18 protein-coding genes are annotated in these 20,323 nt (G+C 52.6%); 5 read left to right on the forward strand and 13 right to left on the reverse strand.

Annotated features, from left to right (window positions below):
• Positions 1-60 precede the first annotated feature (60 nt).
• The 7 genes from NST26_RS22720 to NST26_RS22750 all read right to left on the reverse strand — a co-directional run bounded on the left by NST26_RS22720 (position 61) and on the right by NST26_RS22750 (position 8,252).
• A complete protein-coding gene (locus tag NST26_RS22720; protein WP_340979821.1) occupies positions 61-1,245 on the reverse strand; it encodes an NAD(P)-dependent malic enzyme in 1,185 nt (394 codons plus the stop codon).
• Positions 1,246-1,516: 271 nt separating this feature from the next.
• Positions 1,517-2,875, reverse strand: coding sequence for a 2-hydroxycarboxylate transporter family protein (locus tag NST26_RS22725; RefSeq protein ID WP_036731526.1), 1,359 nt, complete (start codon positions 2,873-2,875; stop codon positions 1,517-1,519).
• 274 nt (positions 2,876-3,149) lie between these two features.
• On the reverse strand, positions 3,150-3,857 hold the full coding sequence (locus tag NST26_RS22730; protein ID WP_340951154.1) for a response regulator: 708 nt from the start codon (positions 3,855-3,857) through the stop codon (positions 3,150-3,152).
• A 45-nt stretch (positions 3,858-3,902) separates the two neighbouring features.
• Complete coding sequence (gene dcuS, locus NST26_RS22735; protein WP_340951152.1) at positions 3,903-5,528, reverse strand: DcuS/MalK family sensor histidine kinase; 1,626 nt, start codon at positions 5,526-5,528, stop codon at positions 3,903-3,905.
• An 83-nt stretch (positions 5,529-5,611) separates the two neighbouring features.
• Positions 5,612-7,204, reverse strand: a complete 1,593-nt coding sequence (locus NST26_RS22740; RefSeq protein WP_340951148.1) for a sensor domain-containing diguanylate cyclase — start codon at positions 7,202-7,204, stop codon at positions 5,612-5,614.
• A 188-nt stretch (positions 7,205-7,392) separates the two neighbouring features.
• Positions 7,393-7,950, reverse strand: coding sequence for a 5' nucleotidase, NT5C type (locus NST26_RS22745; protein WP_036731518.1), 558 nt, complete (start codon positions 7,948-7,950; stop codon positions 7,393-7,395).
• Between the two features lie 155 nt (positions 7,951-8,105).
• Positions 8,106-8,252, reverse strand: a complete 147-nt coding sequence (locus tag NST26_RS22750; RefSeq protein ID WP_155991672.1) for a lmo0937 family membrane protein — start codon at positions 8,250-8,252, stop codon at positions 8,106-8,108.
• Between the two features lie 164 nt (positions 8,253-8,416).
• Between NST26_RS22750 and NST26_RS22755 the strand changes: the two genes are divergently transcribed.
• Complete coding sequence (locus NST26_RS22755; protein ID WP_340951140.1) at positions 8,417-9,445, forward strand: alpha/beta fold hydrolase; 1,029 nt, start codon at positions 8,417-8,419, stop codon at positions 9,443-9,445.
• A gap of 49 nt (positions 9,446-9,494) precedes the next feature.
• Here NST26_RS22755 and NST26_RS22760 read toward each other — a convergent pair whose 3' ends face one another.
• The 3 genes from NST26_RS22760 to NST26_RS22770 form a co-directional block, all read right to left on the reverse strand.
• Positions 9,495-10,151 (reverse strand): class I SAM-dependent methyltransferase, encoded by a 657-nt coding sequence (locus NST26_RS22760; protein ID WP_340951137.1) that lies wholly within the window; start codon positions 10,149-10,151, stop codon positions 9,495-9,497.
• Positions 10,152-10,396: 245 nt separating this feature from the next.
• Positions 10,397-11,701, reverse strand: a complete 1,305-nt coding sequence (locus NST26_RS22765) for an MFS transporter (RefSeq protein WP_340951133.1) — start codon at positions 11,699-11,701, stop codon at positions 10,397-10,399.
• A gap of 80 nt (positions 11,702-11,781) precedes the next feature.
• Positions 11,782-12,093 (reverse strand): hypothetical protein, encoded by a 312-nt coding sequence (locus NST26_RS22770; protein ID WP_340951130.1) that lies wholly within the window; start codon positions 12,091-12,093, stop codon positions 11,782-11,784.
• A gap of 160 nt (positions 12,094-12,253) precedes the next feature.
• Here NST26_RS22770 and NST26_RS22775 point away from each other — a divergent pair, with 160 nt between their 5' ends.
• Positions 12,254-12,775, forward strand: a complete 522-nt coding sequence (locus tag NST26_RS22775) for a DUF3231 family protein (RefSeq protein ID WP_340951127.1) — start codon at positions 12,254-12,256, stop codon at positions 12,773-12,775.
• A 148-nt stretch (positions 12,776-12,923) separates the two neighbouring features.
• Positions 12,924-13,535, forward strand: a complete 612-nt coding sequence (locus tag NST26_RS22780) for a LysE family transporter (RefSeq protein WP_340951125.1) — start codon at positions 12,924-12,926, stop codon at positions 13,533-13,535.
• Here NST26_RS22780 and NST26_RS22785 read toward each other — a convergent pair.
• From NST26_RS22785 to NST26_RS22795, 3 genes are all read right to left on the reverse strand, one after another.
• Positions 13,532-14,974: an amino acid permease gene (locus tag NST26_RS22785; protein ID WP_340951123.1), complete on the reverse strand. Its 1,443-nt coding sequence runs from the start codon at positions 14,972-14,974 to the stop codon at positions 13,532-13,534. The two genes, NST26_RS22780 and NST26_RS22785, sit on opposite strands and share 4 nt — an antisense overlap.
• Positions 14,975-15,053: 79 nt before the next feature.
• Positions 15,054-15,998: an NAD-dependent epimerase/dehydratase family protein gene (locus tag NST26_RS22790; protein ID WP_340951121.1), complete on the reverse strand. Its 945-nt coding sequence runs from the start codon at positions 15,996-15,998 to the stop codon at positions 15,054-15,056.
• Positions 15,995-17,440: a glycosyltransferase gene (locus tag NST26_RS22795; protein ID WP_339310686.1), complete on the reverse strand. Its 1,446-nt coding sequence runs from the start codon at positions 17,438-17,440 to the stop codon at positions 15,995-15,997. Before NST26_RS22795 ends, NST26_RS22790 begins: the two co-directional genes overlap by 4 nt.
• Positions 17,441-17,657: 217 nt before the next feature.
• On the opposite strand from NST26_RS22795, the gene NST26_RS22800 reads away from it, so the two are divergent.
• Both NST26_RS22800 and NST26_RS22805 read left to right on the forward strand, forming a co-directional pair.
• Entirely contained in the window at positions 17,658-19,427 is a 1,770-nt protein-coding gene (locus tag NST26_RS22800; RefSeq protein WP_340951118.1) for a thiamine pyrophosphate-binding protein, read from the forward strand.
• Between the two features lie 5 nt (positions 19,428-19,432).
• The gene (locus NST26_RS22805) at positions 19,433-20,323 is read left to right on the forward strand and encodes an acetaldehyde dehydrogenase (acetylating) (RefSeq protein ID WP_339249897.1); all 891 of its coding nucleotides are present in this window, start codon (positions 19,433-19,435) and stop codon (positions 20,321-20,323) included.

The raw sequence follows: 20,323 nt of genomic DNA on the forward strand, positions 1-20,323 counted from the left end.
AAAAAACGGCAAGCTCATCTGACGAGCTTGCCGTTTGGTGTATCTTCATTAATATAGGTATCAGTTAATGCCGACCAGCAGGTCCTTGCGGGCTACGCCGCTCTTAGCTGCCGCTTCAGCTACAGCCATGCGGATTCTCTCTACTACACGCGGATCGAAGGCGTCTGGGATGATATATTTCTCATGCAGCTCAGACGGGTCAATCACTGAGGAGATCGCCTCTGCTGCCGCCAGCTTCATATCTTCATTGATATCCGTAGCTTCACAATCCAGCGCGCCTCTGAATATCCCCGGGAAGCACAGCACATTGTTAATCTGGTTCGGATAGTCGGAACGGCCGGTCGCCATGACTCTTACATGCGGCGCAGCAATGGCAGGATCAATCTCCGGCATCGGGTTCGCCATGGCGAACACAATCGGGTCTGTGGCCATGTTCAGCACATCTTCCAGCTTCAGCACGTCCGGTGCAGAGACTCCGATGAAGACATCTGCGCCTTTGATCACATCGGACAGACTTCCGGTTTCAAGATAAGGGTTCGTAATCCGGGCGTAATCGCTCCAGTGGCTGCGTTCATAATCCGCCAGCCGGTTAATCGCGCCCTCCCGGTCCACGCCGATCAGGTTGACCGCTCCGGCATGCAGCAGCATTTTGGAGACGGAGATGCCGGCTGCACCTATGCCATTGACTACGATTTTGACATCCTTAATATCCTTGCCGCATACCTTGAGCGCATTCAGCAGTCCGGCTGTCACGACAATTGCCGTACCATGCTGATCATCATGGAAGACGGGAATGTCCAGCTCGGCTCTTAGTCTGGCTTCAATCTCGAAGCAGCGCGGAGAGGAGATGTCCTCCAGGTTAATGCCGCCGAACGTCGGGGCAAGCGCTTTTACAATCGCAATAATCTCTTCGGTATTCTTGGTGTCCAGGCATATAGGCACGGCGTCGACGTCTGCGAACTGTTTGAACAGCGCTGCCTTACCTTCCATAACCGGCATGGCCGCCTTCGGCCCGATATCGCCAAGCCCCAGTACAGCCGTGCCATCGGATACGACAGCTACGGTATTCTTCTTCGTGGTTAGCTCATAGGCCTGGGACTGATCGTCGGCAATCGCCTGACAGACCTTCGCCACACCCGGCGTGTAGACTTTGGACAGGTCGTCTTTGCACAGAATCGGATGCTTCAGGGTAGTTTCGAGCTTACCGCCTTTATGCAGCAGCATAATTTCTTCTAATAGTTCCATGAATAACTCCTCCATTCAACTGGTTAACCGTTTGCTTGCATCTATTCTCAGATCTTACTATATATAGCGGATATACCTGCATCCGGAACCGTACCAGACCCGTATGCAGGCCCGTCAACTCTGCATTTCATATACTCCCTTAGTCATTCTCCGCGATAATTATCGGATTGGCAAGATAAAAGCTGACACCTGAAAATTGTCCACGATTTAGACACGATTGGATGCGATTTCATGTGATTCATGCGTATCGTCTGCGGATTAATCCCTCTGATCAGCCGCCCCAGACGGAGATGAGCAGTGTGGCTACAACTACTGTAATTGCACCGCCGATACGGGTGGAGATCTGTGCGAACGGCATCAGCTCCATGCGTCCCGAGGCAGACAGAATGGCTACATCGCCTGTTCCGCCAAGGCCGCCGCGGCAGCCGGTAACAATGGCCGCTTCAACCGGATACATATTGACCCATTTGCCGGTAAAATAGCCGGTGATCGTCATCGCCACGATAACGGTAGCGCAGACAATAATATAAGGAAGCGAGATCAGGGCGGCGACATCCTTCAGCGGAATGTACAGCATCCCCAGGCCGACCATGAGCGGCCAGGTTAAAGTACCGGAGACCAGCTTGTAGAGCTGATAAGCGCCCTGCTCGATTTTGGACGGGAGCAGCTTGGAAATTTTGAGTAGTGCCGCTGCGAAGATCATCAGGATCGGACCCGGAATGCCAACAAACGGCGACAGCAGGTGTCCGGTGATAAAGAGTCCGCAGGCGAACAGCAGGCCCGCGCCCATCAGCAGGAAGTCTGGCTTCGCGCTGTCATACGTGCTGCCCGCCAGCTTCTGGCCGTCCTTCGACTTTACGAGCACACCGTTCCCGGTGATGGACGGATTTTTGTCAGCCATCCGCTTGAGCAGGCCCGCACCGATAATCGCAAACACGTTGCCGATCACCGCTGCCGGAATCATCTGGGCCACATAGGAGCCGGATTCCCCGCCGAGGATCTGCGAGAACGCGATCGACAGCGGGAGAATCCCTTCACCGACACCGCCGCCGATAATAGGCACGATAATGTAGAATAGTGTCCGGTGTGCGCTATAACCAAGCAGCATCCCTACGCCCAGGCCCGCAGCCACAGCGGCGAGGGTTCCGGCCATCATCGGAATGAAGATGCGGATGAAGCCGTTGATCAGCGTAGTCCGGTTCATCCCGGTAATACTTCCGGCTACCAGAATCGAGATGTACAGGTACAGGAAATTCGATGTCTTCATCAGCGTGTTGACCGATTCGAGCACCGAAGGGTCCAGCACATTCCAGAAGACCAGGAAGGATGGGATCATCAGGGAGAGGATCGCGGGACCGCCGATATTCTTGAGAATCGGAAGCTTGAAGCCCAGATCACTGAGCAGCACCCCCAGTACAATAATTACTGCAAAGCCGCCGATCATGTCGTTGGGCAGTTCACCAAGCACAGAAGCCGCAAAAATAATGAGTGCAAATACCACATACAGCGGGAGCGGAATAACGCCTACTTTTAAATGCAGAAGCTTCTGGACGAAACCCTGTTCTCCTTGCTTCAGTACAACAGGCTGCTGTTCCGGTACCGAAAGCGGGGGTTGAATTGCTTTTTGCATGTTAACCTTACCTCCTTAACTCTTTTACAAATTCATCATAGCTGCTTTGAAAGCGCTTTTGTTTTTATGAAAGTAATAAAGGGGTTTTGTAAATTATTAAAGTAAGCGTTAACATTGCGGCGGGGAATGTATTTTGTTTTTCGCATACATCGGAGGCACATATCCAGATAAAAAAAGCCCCGCCGCAGGTTGCGCGTCAGGAGCTTTAGCATGAATGCTTTGTATTCAGTTATAGGCGGGTTTGCGCACTGAACTCATTGATACTCGATTGTCCTCAGATATACTTGCTAATCAGCGATTTGCCGTTGGCCGCGATCCGGTATTTTTGCACCGGACGGCCGATGCTGCCATAGACGAGGTCCATCTCCAGCACGCCCATCTCCGTCAGCCCGACCAGATATTTGCCGGTGGAGACCCGGGAGATGCCGGATACCGCCGAGATGTCCTCGGCGGAGAACAGCTCAGTGCCGCAGGCCTCCACGGCACGCCAGATGGTCTGGAGCGTCTGACGGGTGAAGCCCTTCGCCAGCTCCTGCGAGGTCGTCCGTTCCTGCTTGAACCGGGACAGCCGGTCCAGCTCCGACTGGTTCAGCCGCTCCTGGCTGCGGAACAGCTTGTTCTGCTCCCGGTAGCCGTTCAGCGCCGCGCGAAACCTCGGGAACTCGAACGGCTTGATCAGATAATCCACCGCTCCGTTCTGGAGCGCTTCGCGGATGCTCTCCTTGTCGCTCGCCGCCGAGATGACGATCACATCAATCTTAATGCCCCTGTGCCGGATCTCGGCCAGCAGCTCCAGCCCGTTGCTGTCCTTCATGTAAATATCCAGCAGAATCAGGTCATACGGCTGCTCCTCCAGCCGCTCCAGCGCTTCGGAGGCAGAGCTGGCCCAGCCCTGGGCACGGAAGCCCTCTACCTGCTCCAAATAAAACTTGTTCATCTCCGATACCATCGGGTCATCTTCAACGATCAGTACTTTTATCATAATTGGGTCTCAACCCTCTTCATCAGTTATCCACACTCTTCATAGTTAATCATCAGTCTTCATCTGGTTATCATCATGCTTCGCAAGATAAGGCAACCGTATAGTAAAATCGGTTCCTTGATCCGCCCGGCTCTGGTAGTCAATCGTCCCGCCCAGCTTGGCTACACTCCGCTTCACCAGATACAGCCCGACGCCCCGGTCTTTGCCTTTGGTCGAGTAGCCCTGTTCATACAGATGATTCCCGTCCTCCGCAGAGATGCCGGGGCCGTTGTCGCTGATCTTCAGGGTAAGCAGATTGTCCTTATGCCAGAATCCGATCTCTATCAGCTTAGTGTCCGCCCCTTGCAAGGCCTCTAGCGCATTGTCCAGCAGATTGCCGAATATCGTGACCAGCTCCCGTGCGGTCTCATGATCCGCAGCTTCCGGCAGCACACCGTCGTCCAGAATAACCAGCCGCACATCGGCCTCTCTGATTCTGCTCAGCTTGCCCAGCAGGAAGCCGACCATCACCGGGTCTTTGACCTGTCTGACCACGGAGTCCGCCTCCGTCCGGATGTTCTGCACAATATCGGTCAGATATTCTTCCAGCCGGTCGTATCTGCGCATCGTATTCAGCCCCATAATGACATGCAGCTTGTTCATGAATTCATGGGTCTGGGCACGCAGTGCTTCTGCATACAGGGAGATTCCCGAGAGTCGCTCCATCAAAATACTGATTTCGGTCTTGTCCCGGAACGTGGCTATGGCCCCCTCAATCACTCCGTTCACCTTGACCGGAACCACATTCACCAGCAGCGTAATACCGCTCTGCTCCACTTCCTTATCCTCCAGGGCTTCCCCGGTTTCCAGCACCTTCTCCATCCGCAGCAGCGGCCAGAATTGCTCCACCTGTCCCTGCAGCGGGTCCTGGTTCAAGCCGACGCTGCCCATCAGCCGCCGGGCCTCGGCGTTCATTAAGGTAATCCGGGATTCCCTGTCTATAGCCAGGATCCCCTCCTTGGCGGATTGCAGCATAGCGCTGCGTTCCTCCAGCAGCTTGGCAATCTCGCCCGGCTCCATGCCGAACATCATCCGCTTGATTTTGCGGGCGAGCAGGATGGCACCGAATATCCCCATCAGCCCGCCGACCAGGATGCCCGAGTAGATAATCCAGCGGTTCTGCTGAACGGCGGAACGGACGCTGCCAAGCGATATGCCTACCGCTACTGCTCCAACCTGCTTGCCGTCAGAGGCGAAGATCGGTGAGAACGCTCTCACTGAATAACCGAGCGAGCCTTCAGCCACGGATATGGTCTCCTTGCCATGCAGTGCATCGGTCTCATCCCCGCCCATGAAATGCTTGCCGATCAGGGCCGGATCAGGATGGGAACGGCGAATGCCTCCCATATCCATCACCACCACGAATTGAACGTCATTAATGGCGCTGATATCGGTTGCATAACGCTGGATGCTGCCGGAATCGGATTCTGCAAGCAGCCCGTCAACCACCCCCGGCGTGCGGGAGACCGTCCGGGCAATAGTGATGGCCTTGTTCTCCAGAGAAGCCCGGGCTTCTTCGGAGAATCTCATGCCGAACATCACATACACAATCAGCAGCACCAGCACGACGATCAGGCAGATCATCAGGGTGATGGTGGTCTGAAGGCGTAATCTTTTTGTACCAATTCTCACATTGCTCCACCTTCAGGAAATTTTTCTCGATTATAACGCAAAAGCCTTCAAAGCGCGACAGTCACAATTCAAAGTAAATTCTGCTAGGATTCCGCAATCACGGACTGGTTGCGTCCTCTGCTCTTCGCCAGATACAAGGCCTGATCCGCCTTCACAAGCAGTCCCGTAAGATCGGCGGCATGGGAAGGGTAGTGGGCAATCCCCTGTGAAATCGTAAGCTTCGCTGCAATCGGCCCCTGGCTCCGCTCAACCGCAAGACGGATTCGCTCAGCAGCGCTGAAGGCTTCAGCAGGCGTGGTCCGGGCCAGCAGAATAACGAATTCTTCCCCGCCGTAGCGGTAACAGATATCATCCGGCCGAAGTGAAGTCACGATGACCCGGACGACATGCTTCAGAACTTCATCGCCCAGATTATGGCCGTACGTGTCATTGACCAGCTTGAACTTATCTATATCCAGCAGCACCAGTGAAAAGGGAACACCAGAGCTCATCCGCTGGCTGATCGTATGCTCCAGGGACCTGCGGTTCATCAGACCGGTAAGCACATCCGTTTCGGCTTCATGGGTCAACTGCTCAGTCTGCTGCTGAATATTGGCCAGGGCAAGCGACACTCCGTCTGTCAGTAAGTAAGCCTCCCGGCTCCAATACCGCTTCGCTTCCTGCAATTCTATCTGTTCCTTGCCCATTTTGCTCACGACATCTGCCAGATAGACGAAGGGGCGCGCAAACTTGCGTGCCAGCAGAATAACGCCCAGCAGCAGGATGATGAACGGCAAGGAGGTATACCCGATCAGGATACGAATATGTCCCATCAGCTCCTGATGAATGTGGCCAATCGGGGAGACGACCACAATCCCCCAGCCATTGGCAGGCACACTGGAATAACCGGCCAGCATCTCGATGCCCCGGGTGCTCGTCACCCGCTGTTCTCCGCTTTGCTTATTCATCAGCTGCTGCACAACCTCATTCCTGCTGACATCTGTGCCGATCCGCGCCTTATCCGGGTGATACACCAGATGGCCTTCGGAGTCCACAATATAATAATAAGACCCCGAGTCATCCTCCTGTACATTGTCAAAAATCTCAGACAGAACGTTATTCTCCTGAAGGTAGATGGTGCCGCTAAGCATTCCGGCGTACGTACCCGCAGCATCGAAGATGGGCTGGCTCAAAAATACAATTAACCGCTTGGTATTGGCAGTCAGGTATGGAGAAGAGGTATACGGCTTGCGGAGCGCTAATGCTTCCTTGCTATTCTCTGAGGTGATGTGCTTGCCTGTAGTCCCTATGCTGGCAGGTGAGACATGGCGGACGAATCCGCTGGCGTCGACCACGGTGATGGAATTGAAGAAATTGCTGCTGCTGCGCATCAGATCCAGAGAATCATTCACTTGTTGAACCGGCATAGCTTCTATGTCAGACAGCCTTGCAGCGTTGTATTCCAGACTCCCCCACATAGACTGAAATAATGAATCCATGGTCCTCGACATACGGTCAGCATTGATGTAATTCAGATGAAGCGTAGTCTCCATTAAGGAACGCTTCTTGGACTCATAAGAACCTAGCAGAAGAATACTCGAAGTTAGGAGAACCACCAGTGTCACCAGACCTGTGAGCAACGTGGTGAGACTCAGCTTTTTACTTTGACTAACCATACTCTTTAACCCTTTAGACAAAACTGCAATCCTCCTTGGAGCAAGAAACGCAAAGATACACCCATCATACAGCAAATATTGATAATGTTCGACAGCGGATTTACGGCAGTACAGGCGGTGGATATCTCTCGGACATAGCAGAATAAGCCCGCACAAGCGAGGCTCATCTTCAAGCGATAAATCAGGTTCAGGTTAAGATCAGGTTCAGCCTACGCCTGCAAAATCTCATCCACCCGTTCCTTGGCACCCTCCCAGGAGGTCATCAGCGGAAAAGAGTATTGCTCACGTGCTCTCAGGTTCCACGGATGTGGGATGCAGAGCACCTTCTTCCCTGCCTGAACGGCGGGCAGCAGATTATGCGGGCCGTCATCAATCAGCAGGTCGTAGCCGATCAGATGCTTCCGCTTGCAGGTGAAGAAATTGTCGGCCGGGATATACGGCATATGCTTTTGCAGCCAGTTCCATTTCTCCAGCACCGTCTTCGGTACAGCGGCCGTTACAATAATAACATCATAGGCGTTGTGCAGCTTCTCCATCTCTTCCACCACATATTCGTCGAACAGCTCCAGTTCCTCGTACAGGCCGGGTCGGCCGAAGAACAGGTCCATGGTGCTGTCCGGGTGGCGCAGATGGTCCGTGTTCCAATCCATCATATCTTCGTAGCGAAGCGGATGTGTAGGAAACTCAATGTTATTGTGGTATATCGCACGCTTCACGAGATGGCAGATGGTATCATCCATATCGACGGCGATGATCGGTTTGCGCATTGAATCTCCTCCATGTACATTTTCATTCATTTTCATTTATTATAGGCAACCGGGGAATAGGTGTCCAGGCATCCGCCAGACTGAACATAAAAAAGCACATGCCTCCTTCACCGGGGCATATGCTTTGCTGCCTATTCCTACCCGCTCATTCCCCTTTATCTGCGCGACCGTCCCTTGACCAGGTTGACCACGAACAGAACTGCCGCTACAAAGAGCAGAAGATGAATCAGATTGCCCATTACATGAAAAATAAAACCAAACAGCCACGCCACAATAATCAATCCGATTAATCCCCACAGCATAAGCTTACCGCCTTTCTCTTCCGAAGTTATTTGTCTGTATTTTACCCTTGTCGAGGAAGATTCAAACGGGTGATCAACAGAACGGAGCTTGCTTGAATAGCGGACAGGCTGCTATACTATTTTAAATAATACAATTGTATTAAAAAGGAGAGTCATTAGCCAACGTGAAAAATCCAGTCCCTGTCAAGCGTCCAGGCTCCCGCAAATTGCGGAGCAGGCTGTTCAAGATCATATTAATCCTTGTATCTGCATTTGTTCTTATCGCAGGGTCGGGCTTCCTGTATGAAGCCATTGCTTCCAGCTCCGCCCGTAAAGGCTATCCTGCACCAGGTCAACTGGTGGATGCCGGAGGCTATAACCTCCACATTCGCCAGTTAGGAGCGGGAGCACCCACTATCATTCTGGAAGCAGGCAGCGGCGAAACCAGCCTGTCGTGGAGAGATATCCCTGAACAGTTAGCTGCACATGCCACCGTGGTCACTTACGACCGTGCCGGGTATGCCTGGAGCGAGCAGGCGGATACGGAACGCTCAGGCGCCAATATTGTGAACGAGCTGCACACCGCCCTTAAGAATGCAGACGTTCCCGGCCCGTACCTGATGGTCGGCCATTCCCTTGGCGGCATGTACGCCCGGCTGTTCACGCAGACGTACCCGGAGGAAGTGACCGGGCTGGTGCTTATTGATGCCAGACCCGAGAATGACGATCGCGAGACGAAGCCGATTCTGGCCGCCGAGAAGTTTGCCGGCAACCCCAGTGCCTCCCTGCTGAGCCTGCTCAAGCGCTCCGGTGCGCTTCGGCTGTTCCAGAATCAGCTCCTGGAAGGCCTGGTTGCCGAGCAAGACCGCGGGGAATTCATTAACGTCATATCCACGCCAAGCTATTTTGCCGCCAAGGAGCAGGAAGCCGCCCTGGCCAGCTCAACCGAGGATGCAATCCGTGGACAGAGCTTCGGCTCGCTTCCGGTCAAGGTGATCGCCCGGGGCTTGCCCCAGGATTACGCATCCTTCGGGGTTTCCGAAGAAGCGGGCCGACAGCTCGAAGCTATCTGGCAGGAGGGCCAGCGTAACATGCTGAAGCTCTCTTCCAATAGTGAGCTTATTGTCGCCGAGAAGAGCGGGCATATGGTCATTCATGACCAGCCGGAGCTGGTCGTCCAGACCATCCGCAGGATGCTCGCCGCAGGGAAGTGACCTTGATTGAAGCAAATTGTATTCAGCAGGATAATTCATGCTGTATTCATTAAGGATACAGCGGCTTGATTACATTCCAGTTAGCGTGCATGTGCAAGGTTACCGGGGAGCAGCCCTTGGGCATCAGAACGCCAAGTCCATAGCTATGCTCGAATTGTAATGCATAGTACTGCATCTGTAGATCTTCCCAGTAGCGGTATACGCCGAAGTCGTCTTGCATAGCCGCAATATCATGGAACAGAATAACGCCGTTATCCGCCAGCTTCGGCAGCCATGACTCATAATCATGCTTGACCGCCTCATAAGTATGAAGACCGTCAATATGCAGAAGGTCAATGCTTCGGTCTGCAAATTGAAGCAATGCCTCGTCGAAGGTCATGCGCAGCAGATGGGAGATCCCGGGGTAATAGGTGGCCGACGAGGATAGCACAGATTGATAACAGGATTCATCGTACAATCCCGAATGCTGGTCGCCTAGCCACGTATCGACTGCATAACATTCCGTTGCAAGCCCATGATTCTTGACGGCCTGGCAGAAGGCGAAGTGAGAAGCTCCATAATAAGTTCCTAACTCCACCACCCGGTTCGGCTGCATATGACAGACCAAGTCATAGCCGAATCTGCGATGCCCCTCCCAAGCGCTATTCAGATGTATCCACCGCTCATCCGTCTCAAACACAGGTCTGCTGCTGTTCCATCCATTCACATAGGTGCCCTCCTAAAATCTCTGTCAACTCTTGCTATGGTAATTTCATATATAAGTTAGTCTATTCAGAGAGATACGGATTTGATTAAAGCTGATCCGCTAAATCCGTGAATTCCGCTCGCTTCCCGGCCGGAGCAAAAGTGTATTATTTTCACAGGATTGCGGGAAAGCCGGCATTCGTATGTAAAAGAGCAAATAAGGCGCACCCCGCTTGGGTCGCCCCTTATTTGCTGTATATAGCTTTCCTACCGGGCACGCTGGCGCAAAGGACTTCCTTTCTTCGCCAACGAATTCCGCTCTGTCCGGCCTTCTCCTTCGGAATCCTCCTTGCTGGGTCTTACCGCGAAGAAGCTCAACAGCCCGCCGACGGCCCCTACGCCCGCCATGGTGAAGAACAAGGTCCAGTGTCCCCGGTTCATCAAGAGGGACACCACCGGCGGGCCCAGCGCGACCCCGATGAATCTCATGCTGCTGTAGAGGGAAGTAATCGTGCCCCGGTTCTCCTTCTCAATGCCTTCGGTAATCAGCGCATCCATGCAGGGCAGGACCACCCCGATCCCGATTCCGCTTAGACTCAGGAACCCGACCATGTAATAAATGTTCTCATTGAAGCCGGTAATCAGCGTGGCAGCCGTCAGTAAGGCCATGCCGCCGAAGCCGAGCCATTTCATGAGCAGCTTGTTTTTGCCGATGATCTTACCGCTTCCGTAAGAGGCCAGACATAGCAAAGCAAGCGGAATGGCCAGTACAAAGCCTTTGTAGGCCCCGTGCAGGTTATATCTCGATTCAAGGATCTCAGATAGATAGAACAGTACCCCGAAGGTGGCGAACATGCAGATGCCGCCGATAGCGAAGATCGCGTACAGCCAGCGGCCCTTCTCATGCAATACGCTCTTAATACCGTCCAGGAATTCCTTCAAGCTGGACTTCTCCGCTTCCTCCTCCGCCTCGGGCTTCTTAACGAGGAAGATCACAAGAATACAAGAGATCAGACACAGCACAGGAATGGCTATAAACGGCGCATACCATAGCAGCGTCCCCAGATAAGCACCCAGGATCGGGCTTACCACTTTTCCGAAGGTATTGGAGGTCTCAATAATTCCGAGCCCTTTACTCACCTCCTTCTCATCCTTGAACAGATCACCCACGAAGGGAATGACAATGGGAAAAGCGCCTGCGGCACCGATCCCTTGGACGAAACGTCCGGCAAGAATGATCCAGTAAGCCGTCACTCCTGTGAAGAACCAGGCAGCGGCCACACATCCGGCACCGCCCAGGGCGGCCAGGATCAGGCTGGGCAGAATCACTTTTTTGCGCCCGAAGCGGTCCGATAAATAGCCGGCGACCGGGATCATCAGGATGGCGATCAGGCCATAGACCGTGATGATCATACTGACCCCAAAAGAGCTCACTCCCAGCTCCTTCGAGATCTGGGGCAGAATCGGCAACAGCATCGAATTGCCCAGTGTCATAATCAGTGGGATGGAGGCGAGCGCGATTAGCGCTCCTTTTGAACCTTTTTCCCCTTGGGATTCTTTTGACCCCTTCATGGACGAACCACCTTCTTTTATAATCGCATCCTGCTTATTGTCGGTCTAACGGCTGTATTTATACCCCTTGGGACCTGCCTTTAAAACAAGGTTTTGCCGAACGCGAAGAGCAAGATCAGCAGCAGCGGATTCAGGGATGTCCTCCTTACCGTATAGATGAGCAGACAGGAGACCACAGGAAAGATTCCCAGATTATATGGAAGATACGAAATAACTCCAGGCCCGGTCGGGGTGATACTCCACCACTTCATGTGGTACCCGATCTCATCGAATGCAAAGGCGATTACACTGGCAATCGGTGCGATATGAAGGATGACTACGCTGTCTTTTCTGAGAAAATAACTGCCGATACACCAGGGAATGATACAGCCGATGATCACATTAATAAGCATAAGCTTCTATTCCTCCACCCTGACTTCACATCTGCTTATTATGGCATGACAGTCAGCCTTTTATCCGTGTAAACAAATTCACAACCTCGCACTGTAATATCTCCGTTTCCTGCGGGACATGCTACTCCATGTTCAAATCCAACCGTAAAGGAGCTTACCTATGACAGGAATTCTAGGCGGCAACCCCAAGGAAGAACCGATGCATTATGGAGAGATCTTCACCCTGTGGGAGACCTCAATGGCAGCAAAGGGTGCTTTATCCGGCTACAGAGCTCACATGTATCACGCCGGAGACAGCGACCTAAAAAAAATTCTGGCCGCCATGATCGACCAGGCGGAGCTGGAAATCAGCGAATGCGACTCGCTGCTTGCAGAGCAGGGCATTGCTGCTGCTCCGGCACTCCCGAACCGGCCTGAAGCGAGACTGGAGGATATTCCGGTGGGCGCACGGTTCACGGACCCTGAGATTGCAGCCATGGTTGCAGCCACTCTGGCGGTTGGGATGGTAGCGTGCAGCCAGGCAATGGGGCAGTCCATCCGTGAGGATATCGGCGCATTGTTCGCCAAATATCATCTCACCAAGGCGGCCATCGGCCTGAAGAACCTGCATCTGCTGAAGAAAAAAGGCTGGCTGGTTCCCCCGCCGCTGCTGGTCAAGAGACCTGAAACGGTCCACGCGTAACGCAGCAGCTCCAGCATCTGTATAGCAAGAGGCCCGCGATTCTTCGCGGGCCTTCTTCAGGTCTGGTTGTCCTATTCTCCCATCCAGTGGAATAAGCTATCTATATAGAATAAAGGAGGAGGACAACATTAACATATTCATAGGTTATATGGTGCTGGGGTTATCCCTGTCAGCTCCCATCGGCCCCATTAATGCCGCCCAATTGGACAAGGGGCTGCGCGGAGGCTTCCTGCCGGCCTGGGTGGTGGGTCTCGGGGCCATCAGCGCCGATATTATCTACATGCTGCTGGTCTATCTGGGGATGATCCATCTGCTGGATGCCCCGTTCGTCAAGGCCTTCCTGTGGCTGTTCGGCTTCTTCGTGCTGGTCTATACCGGTATTGAAAGCATCATGCACTCGGGGAAGATCACGGCAGCAGAAACGAGGGGCAGCGGGATCTCCCTATCCAAATCCTTCGTGTCGGGATTCCTCATGTCGCTGTTCAATCCGCTGTCCATTCTGTTCTGGCTGGGCATCTACGGCTCGATCTTAGCCAAGGCGGTTAATGAATACCCGATGCAGCAGATACTGATCTACAGCGGGGCTATTGTCCTCGGAATACTGCTCTGGGATATGACGATGGCCGCTGCCTCCAGCATGTTCCGCAAATTCCTGACTCAGCGGGTACTGAAAGCCATCTCCGTATTGTCCGGCCTGTCGCTGGTCGGCTTCGGCTTCTACTTCGGGATTCAGGCGGCCCGGCTGCTGTTCTTTCATTAGATTTTGTTCTTCCGCAGCCGGATGCCCTTAATCCGGAAGCCCGGCCCTCCGGGCAATGAATGGAAGCTTCCTGTATCCGCTTCGGAGCGCTGCTCCTTGTCTGCTGCCTCGTGCCCGTGCTTGCTCCGGTAATGCTGGAGTATCCAGTCGCTTAGCCCAATCAGAGCTACAATCAAAAGGCTGATATAGAAGCCCGGGCGGCTAAGCTTATGGAACAGCGTGCCGCTGACCGCAGCCAGAATCAGCACCAGCCCGCTCCAGCGCTTCACTCCGCTAAGCACGCCCCGCTTCAGCAGCTTGCCCGAGGAGAGCAGGATGAACGCCCAGTTATAGAGAATCATCAGCCCGGCGGCGGTGGTGACGTATTCATAGACTTTGCCCGGCAGCAATAAGGCCATAATTACCGTACCCGTCAGACCGCCCGCGATCAGGCACAGCGCCAGCAGCGGATACTTGTCCTTCCACTTCCTGGAGAACACCTTGGGCGCATCCCCCTCCTGGGCCAGCGTAAGCATCATCGAGGTAATCGCATACAGCGACGCAGTCATCGTTGAGAAGCCGGCAATGATCAGCACGCCGTTAAACAGATGGGGCACGAAGGCCAGATGGTCGCTGCGCAGAGCCAGAACAAACGGACTTTCCTTCGGGTTAAAGGCGCTAAGCGGCACCATAATCACCGCCAGTCCAATGGACAAGATGTATACCGTTCCCAGCCCCAGCAGCATCACCTTCCCCGCCTTCGGCGCTTCCTCCGGCTTCTGGAGCCGGTAAGACATAATCCCCAGCACCTCAATCCCGCCATAGGCATAGAAGGCGAAGATGAAGGCGGACCATAACCCGATGCCCCCTGACGGGAACAATGCCTTATAGCTCATTGGCACCTTCGGAGTGAACTTGCCACCGCCAATCCAGCCTGCCAGAAGCAGGGCCGCAATCACCAGGAACATAAGAATAGCCGCCACCTTGATGACGGCCAGCACGTTCTCCACCCGGTCGAAGCCTTTGTTGCCGAAGAATACAATCCCCAGAGCGACCACCGCATACCCGGCTGCAAATATCCACATCGGCACGCCCGGGAACCAGAACCGCGAGAAGATCGACAACGCCGTAAGCTGGCTGCCCATAATCAGCAGCTCCGAGAACCAGTATAACCAGCCGCTGCCGAACCCCGCCCAGTCCCCGAAGGCCTGCTTGGCATAAGAGCGGAAGGAGCCTTGCTCCGGCTGCGCCGCGGTCATCCGGGCTAGAGCATCGAAGACCGCATAGGTTCCCGCCGCCGCGAGCAGGTACACCAGCAGCACCGCCGGACCGCCCATCGAGATCGCCAGCCCCGAGCCGAGGAAATACCCGGTCCCGATCGTCCCCGCAATGCCGAGCAGGCTGAGCTGCCACCACTTCAGTTTCTTCTCATTGCCCGTTGATTCAGAAGTCTGCTTCATGAATTCCGTCCTTATCGTGTTCAGAATTAGAGAGGTCTCTAAGAATTCTATAATTCCCTAAGGGCGGGAATTCATGAATTTAATTTCGGGACAGATGCCTGTAACCGGTCTGTATGCTCTGAAGTGAGGTGTAACGGGGCAGGTAGCCTATTTGGGTGGCACTATGGTTAAGTGAATAATAGTTATTCTTGGAGCCGGTTATCGAGTTATAGGAAGAGTTATCTTCTATTTCATACCTAAGCCCGTAGTGATCTGCAAAGTAATCCAGAATCTCAAACTTCGCCGCAGGATTCAGTGAAAACACATCATATACCTCATTTCCTGCCTCTTCCCTCATACACAGCTTGATAAGCTGGATCAAATCCTCGGGATGCACATAGTCCCTAACGATGTTGTCCGGTGAGGTGTGCAGTATCTCTCCCTTTCTAAGGTGGTGAATAATATCCGTCAGCAAATAACGGGAGTTCAAATCAATGAACGCGCTAAAAATACCGAAGACCCTTAAGTCCACAATGCGGTGCTGGCTCAGACTTCTGTGTTTGGCCTCCATGTTCAGCTTGGTAATCCCATAAAATTCCTGAGCGGACAGATGGTTGGGATCAAGCTTAAGCCATTTCCCGTCCGTAGCAGGCTGATCAAATTCAGACCCGTATACCGCCCCACTGCTCAGATTGATGTATATAGCAGCCGGATTCTTGTGCAGATAGTCCAGAATCAGATTGTCGTATTGCTCAGTAATCTGAAAGACCTGGAACGGATGTTGAACCAGGTTCTGCGGATCTCCAATTCCCACCCCGTTAATAATGACATCATAGTCCGCCGTTCGTGCAAATTCATTGTATTCACAGAGCTTAACACGCTCCTGAAGCTGGTTCTCCGTCAGGAAAAGGACCATTCTCTCCCTGGACCGTGAGAATAAATACAATTCATATTCCTGCGTCGCTGCAAGACCGAGAATCAGGTTCTTGGCGATATGACCCGTGGCTCCTAGAATGGCAATAGTCTTACGCTTATTGTTTATCATGGCCGCATCACCGAGATCTCCCGCAGCTTCAGCAGACCATCCTCATAATAATCTTCATTCGCATAATAGTCCGTGTAATACTGCTCAAGGTTAGACACATCACTGGCAAATCTATTTCTAACAATTGTTCCGTACAACGGTAGAATCACATTGTAGAAGCGTTTCTTTTTTTCCTCTTGAATGGTCTCACTCTTCAAGGTACGGCCTTCATAATGGTGTAATGCATCCAGGAAATGTTTAATACATACCTCACCTACGTTGTATCCCTCCGGAGTTATTCCTGCGTAAAGATAAAAATTACGATTGATAATGCAAAACTTAGGATCAAGAATTAGAATTTCATAGAACCAGTAGATTTGATTAATACTTGTATAAGCATATTTGCTTTTATCCTCAATTTGATCCCACACGGATTTTTTCATAGTATTCATGGAAATCTGCATTGCATTATTACTCGTATGAGCCAGGAATAAGTCACCGCCCTCTAAAGTATAAACCCGATTATCAGGATGAAATGGCATCGTATGAATCAGCGCACAATCCAAATGCTCCAGAAGAATTCCGATGAAATCAATCAGCGCTCCATCCAGCCAGTAATCATCGTCTCCCTGTAGTTTAATGAAGCTGCCATTAGCCAGCGTACTGACATAAGCGATGTTCAAGTCGCCACCGATATTCTGTTCATTGCGGCTGTAACGAAAACTGGAGAATAGGTTAGTGTATACACGGCCTACCTCCTGTGTATTATCTGGCGATGCATTATCTGACACCACTACTTCAACTAGATCCTCATCGGAGACCTGATTATAGATGGATTGCAGATTATTGCCAAGATGATGTACGCGATTGTAGGTCGGAATCACGATCGACAGCAGTGGATGTTCTGTGCGGCGGGCAAGTGCGGACTCTCTCTCCGTATCACTGTTCACTTTAACCCACTCCAGTAACTCAGGAACGAATACTTGTGTAACAACAGCCGGATTACCCGAGACTCTGCAAAAGCTTGGAACATGATCCACAACAACACTGTTAGGCTCAATAATACTGAATTTCCCGATCTTGACCGGTCCGTCAATTACAGCGTGTGCACCGATTACGCTTCCATCGCCCACTATCAGTTCCCCGCTGGTTTTAAGAACATCTGTCGCTTGTGCCCAGCCTGGATAACCTGGTCTGACTGAAGCCGCTACAGAGTCCGTCAAGCTGACATAAGGCCCAATCATCACATTCCGGCCTATATGGACTTTATGGCTGCACTGCACATGCAAACCTGTCTCTAACCGGCTCCCATCCCTGATTGTAAGTTGGGGAGTATTGCCCGAAGCCGGTTCATGAATGTTCCAGTAATACCCGCCTTGCACCGTGACATTTCTACCTATTGAAACGCTGGATGGATTCGATATGTAACCCGTCTCCTTCAGAAGTGATGGTGGATTGTTCAAGAGAATAGCCCCTTTTTCATTAAGACATTTACATATACGTTATTCACTAACTGCACAAGTTATGAGTCCATCTGAACCATCAGGTCCAGGAGAAAATCCGGATGAAGTGAATCTTATGGACCTATTCCCGCAAAATCCGCATATAAATAGGCTTATCAAGTCAAGTGAAGCCGGCATGCTATGGGTATGGCTGTGCTTCAGGAAGGAGGAAGCATAAATGAGAATGAGGGTTGCGGATTATATCACGCACTCTTTATATGATGAAGGCGGGGAGACCGTATTCCTGGTCACCGGGGGAATGATTATGCATCTGACCGATGCGCTCTACCAGCATGGCAAGCAGGAATATGTCTGCTGTCACCACGAGCAGGCTGCCGCAATGGCCGCTGAGGCTTACGGAAGGATGACCGGCAAGCTTGGCGTCGCTTACGTTACCGCAGGGCCTGGAGCGCTGAATACCATTACAGGCATAACCGGAGCTTATGTCGATTCTTCCCCAATGATTGTAGTTGGTGGGAATTCCAAGGTTGCGCTTGCCCAGGTGAAAGGACCGCGGCAATTCGCTCTGCAAGGCTTCGATTCTCTGGATATTTTTCGCCAGATTACCAAATATGCTGTCAGGCTGGAGGACCTCTCACAAGTCCGTTATGAAGTGGAGAAATGCATCTATCTCGCCAAGAACGGCCGGGTAGGTCCGGTCTATCTGGAGGTGCCGGTGGATCTGCAAGGCGCAGCCTTTGACCCGGATGACTTCCCGGGATTCACAGAACCAATAGCCAAGGTACCCGAGATCACAGATGCTGAGCTTGATCAGGTTCTTGCTGCGCTGAAGCGCAGCAAGCGGCCTTGTCTGCTGGCAGGTGCAGGCGTCCGGCATGGAGATGCGGTAGAAGCGCTGCATGCATTCGCGGAAGCTACCGGCATTCCCGTACTGACCTCCCGTCTGGGAATGGACCTGATGGATCATGATCATCCCCTGTTTGTCGGCCGTCCCGGTACATACGGTGACCGGCCAGCGAATTTCACGGTACAGAATTGTGACCTTCTGCTAACCGTGGGCTGCCGGCTTGGGATCGGGCTGGTCGGTTATGATTTTGCCGACTTTGCCAAGAATGCCTTCAAAATCCATGTGGATATTGATGCCAGGGAATTGAATAAGCCCTCGGTCATTCCTGACATTCCGGTGCAGGGAGAAGCCCGCAATTTCTTCATAAGGCTCACTGCGTTATGGGACGGAGAAGCCTCTTATACCGGGTGGGTCCGGCAGACACAATACTGGAAGCAGCGTTACCCTGTTGACTTGCCTGAATATGACGATGACAGCAGCGGCATCAATTCCTACCGCTTCATGACCCGGTTCTCAGAGCTCGCACCAGAGGATGCCCTCTTCGTAGTTGACACCGGCTCCTGCTTCCATGTCCATGCCCAGGCCTTCAAAGTCAAAGCCGGGCAACGGCATATCATCACAGGCGGATTATCCACTATGGGTTATACGCCCGGTGCCATAGGTGCATCGGTAGCCGCTGGCCGAAGAGAGGTCTTCTGTATTACAGGTGACGGATCGTTTCAGATGAATCTGCAGGAATTGCAGACCATCCGTCATCATCGGCTGCCTGTGAAGTTCATTCTGATCAATAATGGCGGTTATCTGCTGATCCGCCATACCCAGTCCAACTTCATGGGCGGGCGTTATCTGGGGGAAGGACCGGATTCAGGGGTAAGCTTCGTTCCATTCGAGCGGCTTGCCGAGACGTTTGACTTAGGCTATCTGAGAATCTCACAGCTTGACCACCTGGATGATCAGCTTAACGAGCTGTTCCGCCACCCGGGGCCGATGATCTGTGAGATTATGACACCAACCGATCAACTGCTCATTCCGCGTGTATCCTCCCGTCAGCTGGAGGATGGAACGATGATATCTACAGCTTACGATGATATGTTCCCTTTTCTCCCGAGGGATGAATACCAATCTAATTGCTTGGAGTGACTGCCATGCGCACGAATCAGCTGAACGTTGCCATTCTGGGAAGCGGCAATATCGGGACAGACCTGCTTATCAAAGTTCTGCGCTCCGAGTCCTTGACATGTTCCCTCTTCTCAGGGAGAAACCCGGATTCCAGAGGACTTCAGCTTGCCAGGGAGCTTGGCGTACAGGTATCCGACAGAGGCATCAATGCCATTCTGGACAATCCCGGATGCTGCGACATTGTTATCGATGCTACCTCTGCCGCCGCCCACATCCGTCATTATCCCTTGCTGAAGGAACTGGGCAAGTTCGTGATCGATATGACACCCTCGCAGCTAGGGACAACGTGTATCCCGGCTGTGAATCTGCAGGAATGTCTGGACAGTAACGATGTAAATATGATCACCTGCGGCGGCCAGGCTTCCGTGCCGCTAGCCTATGCTATTGCCCAGTCCCAAAAGGAGTTATCGTATATAGAGGTTGTATCAAGCATCGCCTCTCTGAGCGCAGGACCTGCCACAAGAATTAACCTGGATGAATATATTGGAGCTACTGAGGATGCTCTCCGCAGCTATACCGGCTGCAGGCGGGCCAAGGCCATCCTTAATCTGAACCCTGCCATTCCCAGTATAGATATGCAGACTACACTCTTCGCCGTTGTTCCTGAACCTGATATGGATAGTCTTAGCAAGGCAGTAGAGGAAATGGTCACCCGAATTCAACACTATGTCCCAGGCTATCAGATTATTGTACCTCCGGTCATTGAGAACGGCAGAATCGCCATGATGGTCAAGGTCCAGGGACTTGGCGACTTCCTTCCCACCTATGCCGGAAATCTGGATATTATCAATTGCGCGGCGATCGCCCTGGCAGAAGAATATGCCAGACGCTCGCTTATTGTGTGCAAAGGAGAATGA

It is taken from the genome of Paenibacillus sp. FSL R7-0128, assembly GCF_038002245.1.
In the GTDB taxonomy this organism is placed as follows: domain Bacteria; phylum Bacillota; class Bacilli; order Paenibacillales; family Paenibacillaceae; genus Paenibacillus_AQ; species Paenibacillus_AQ silagei.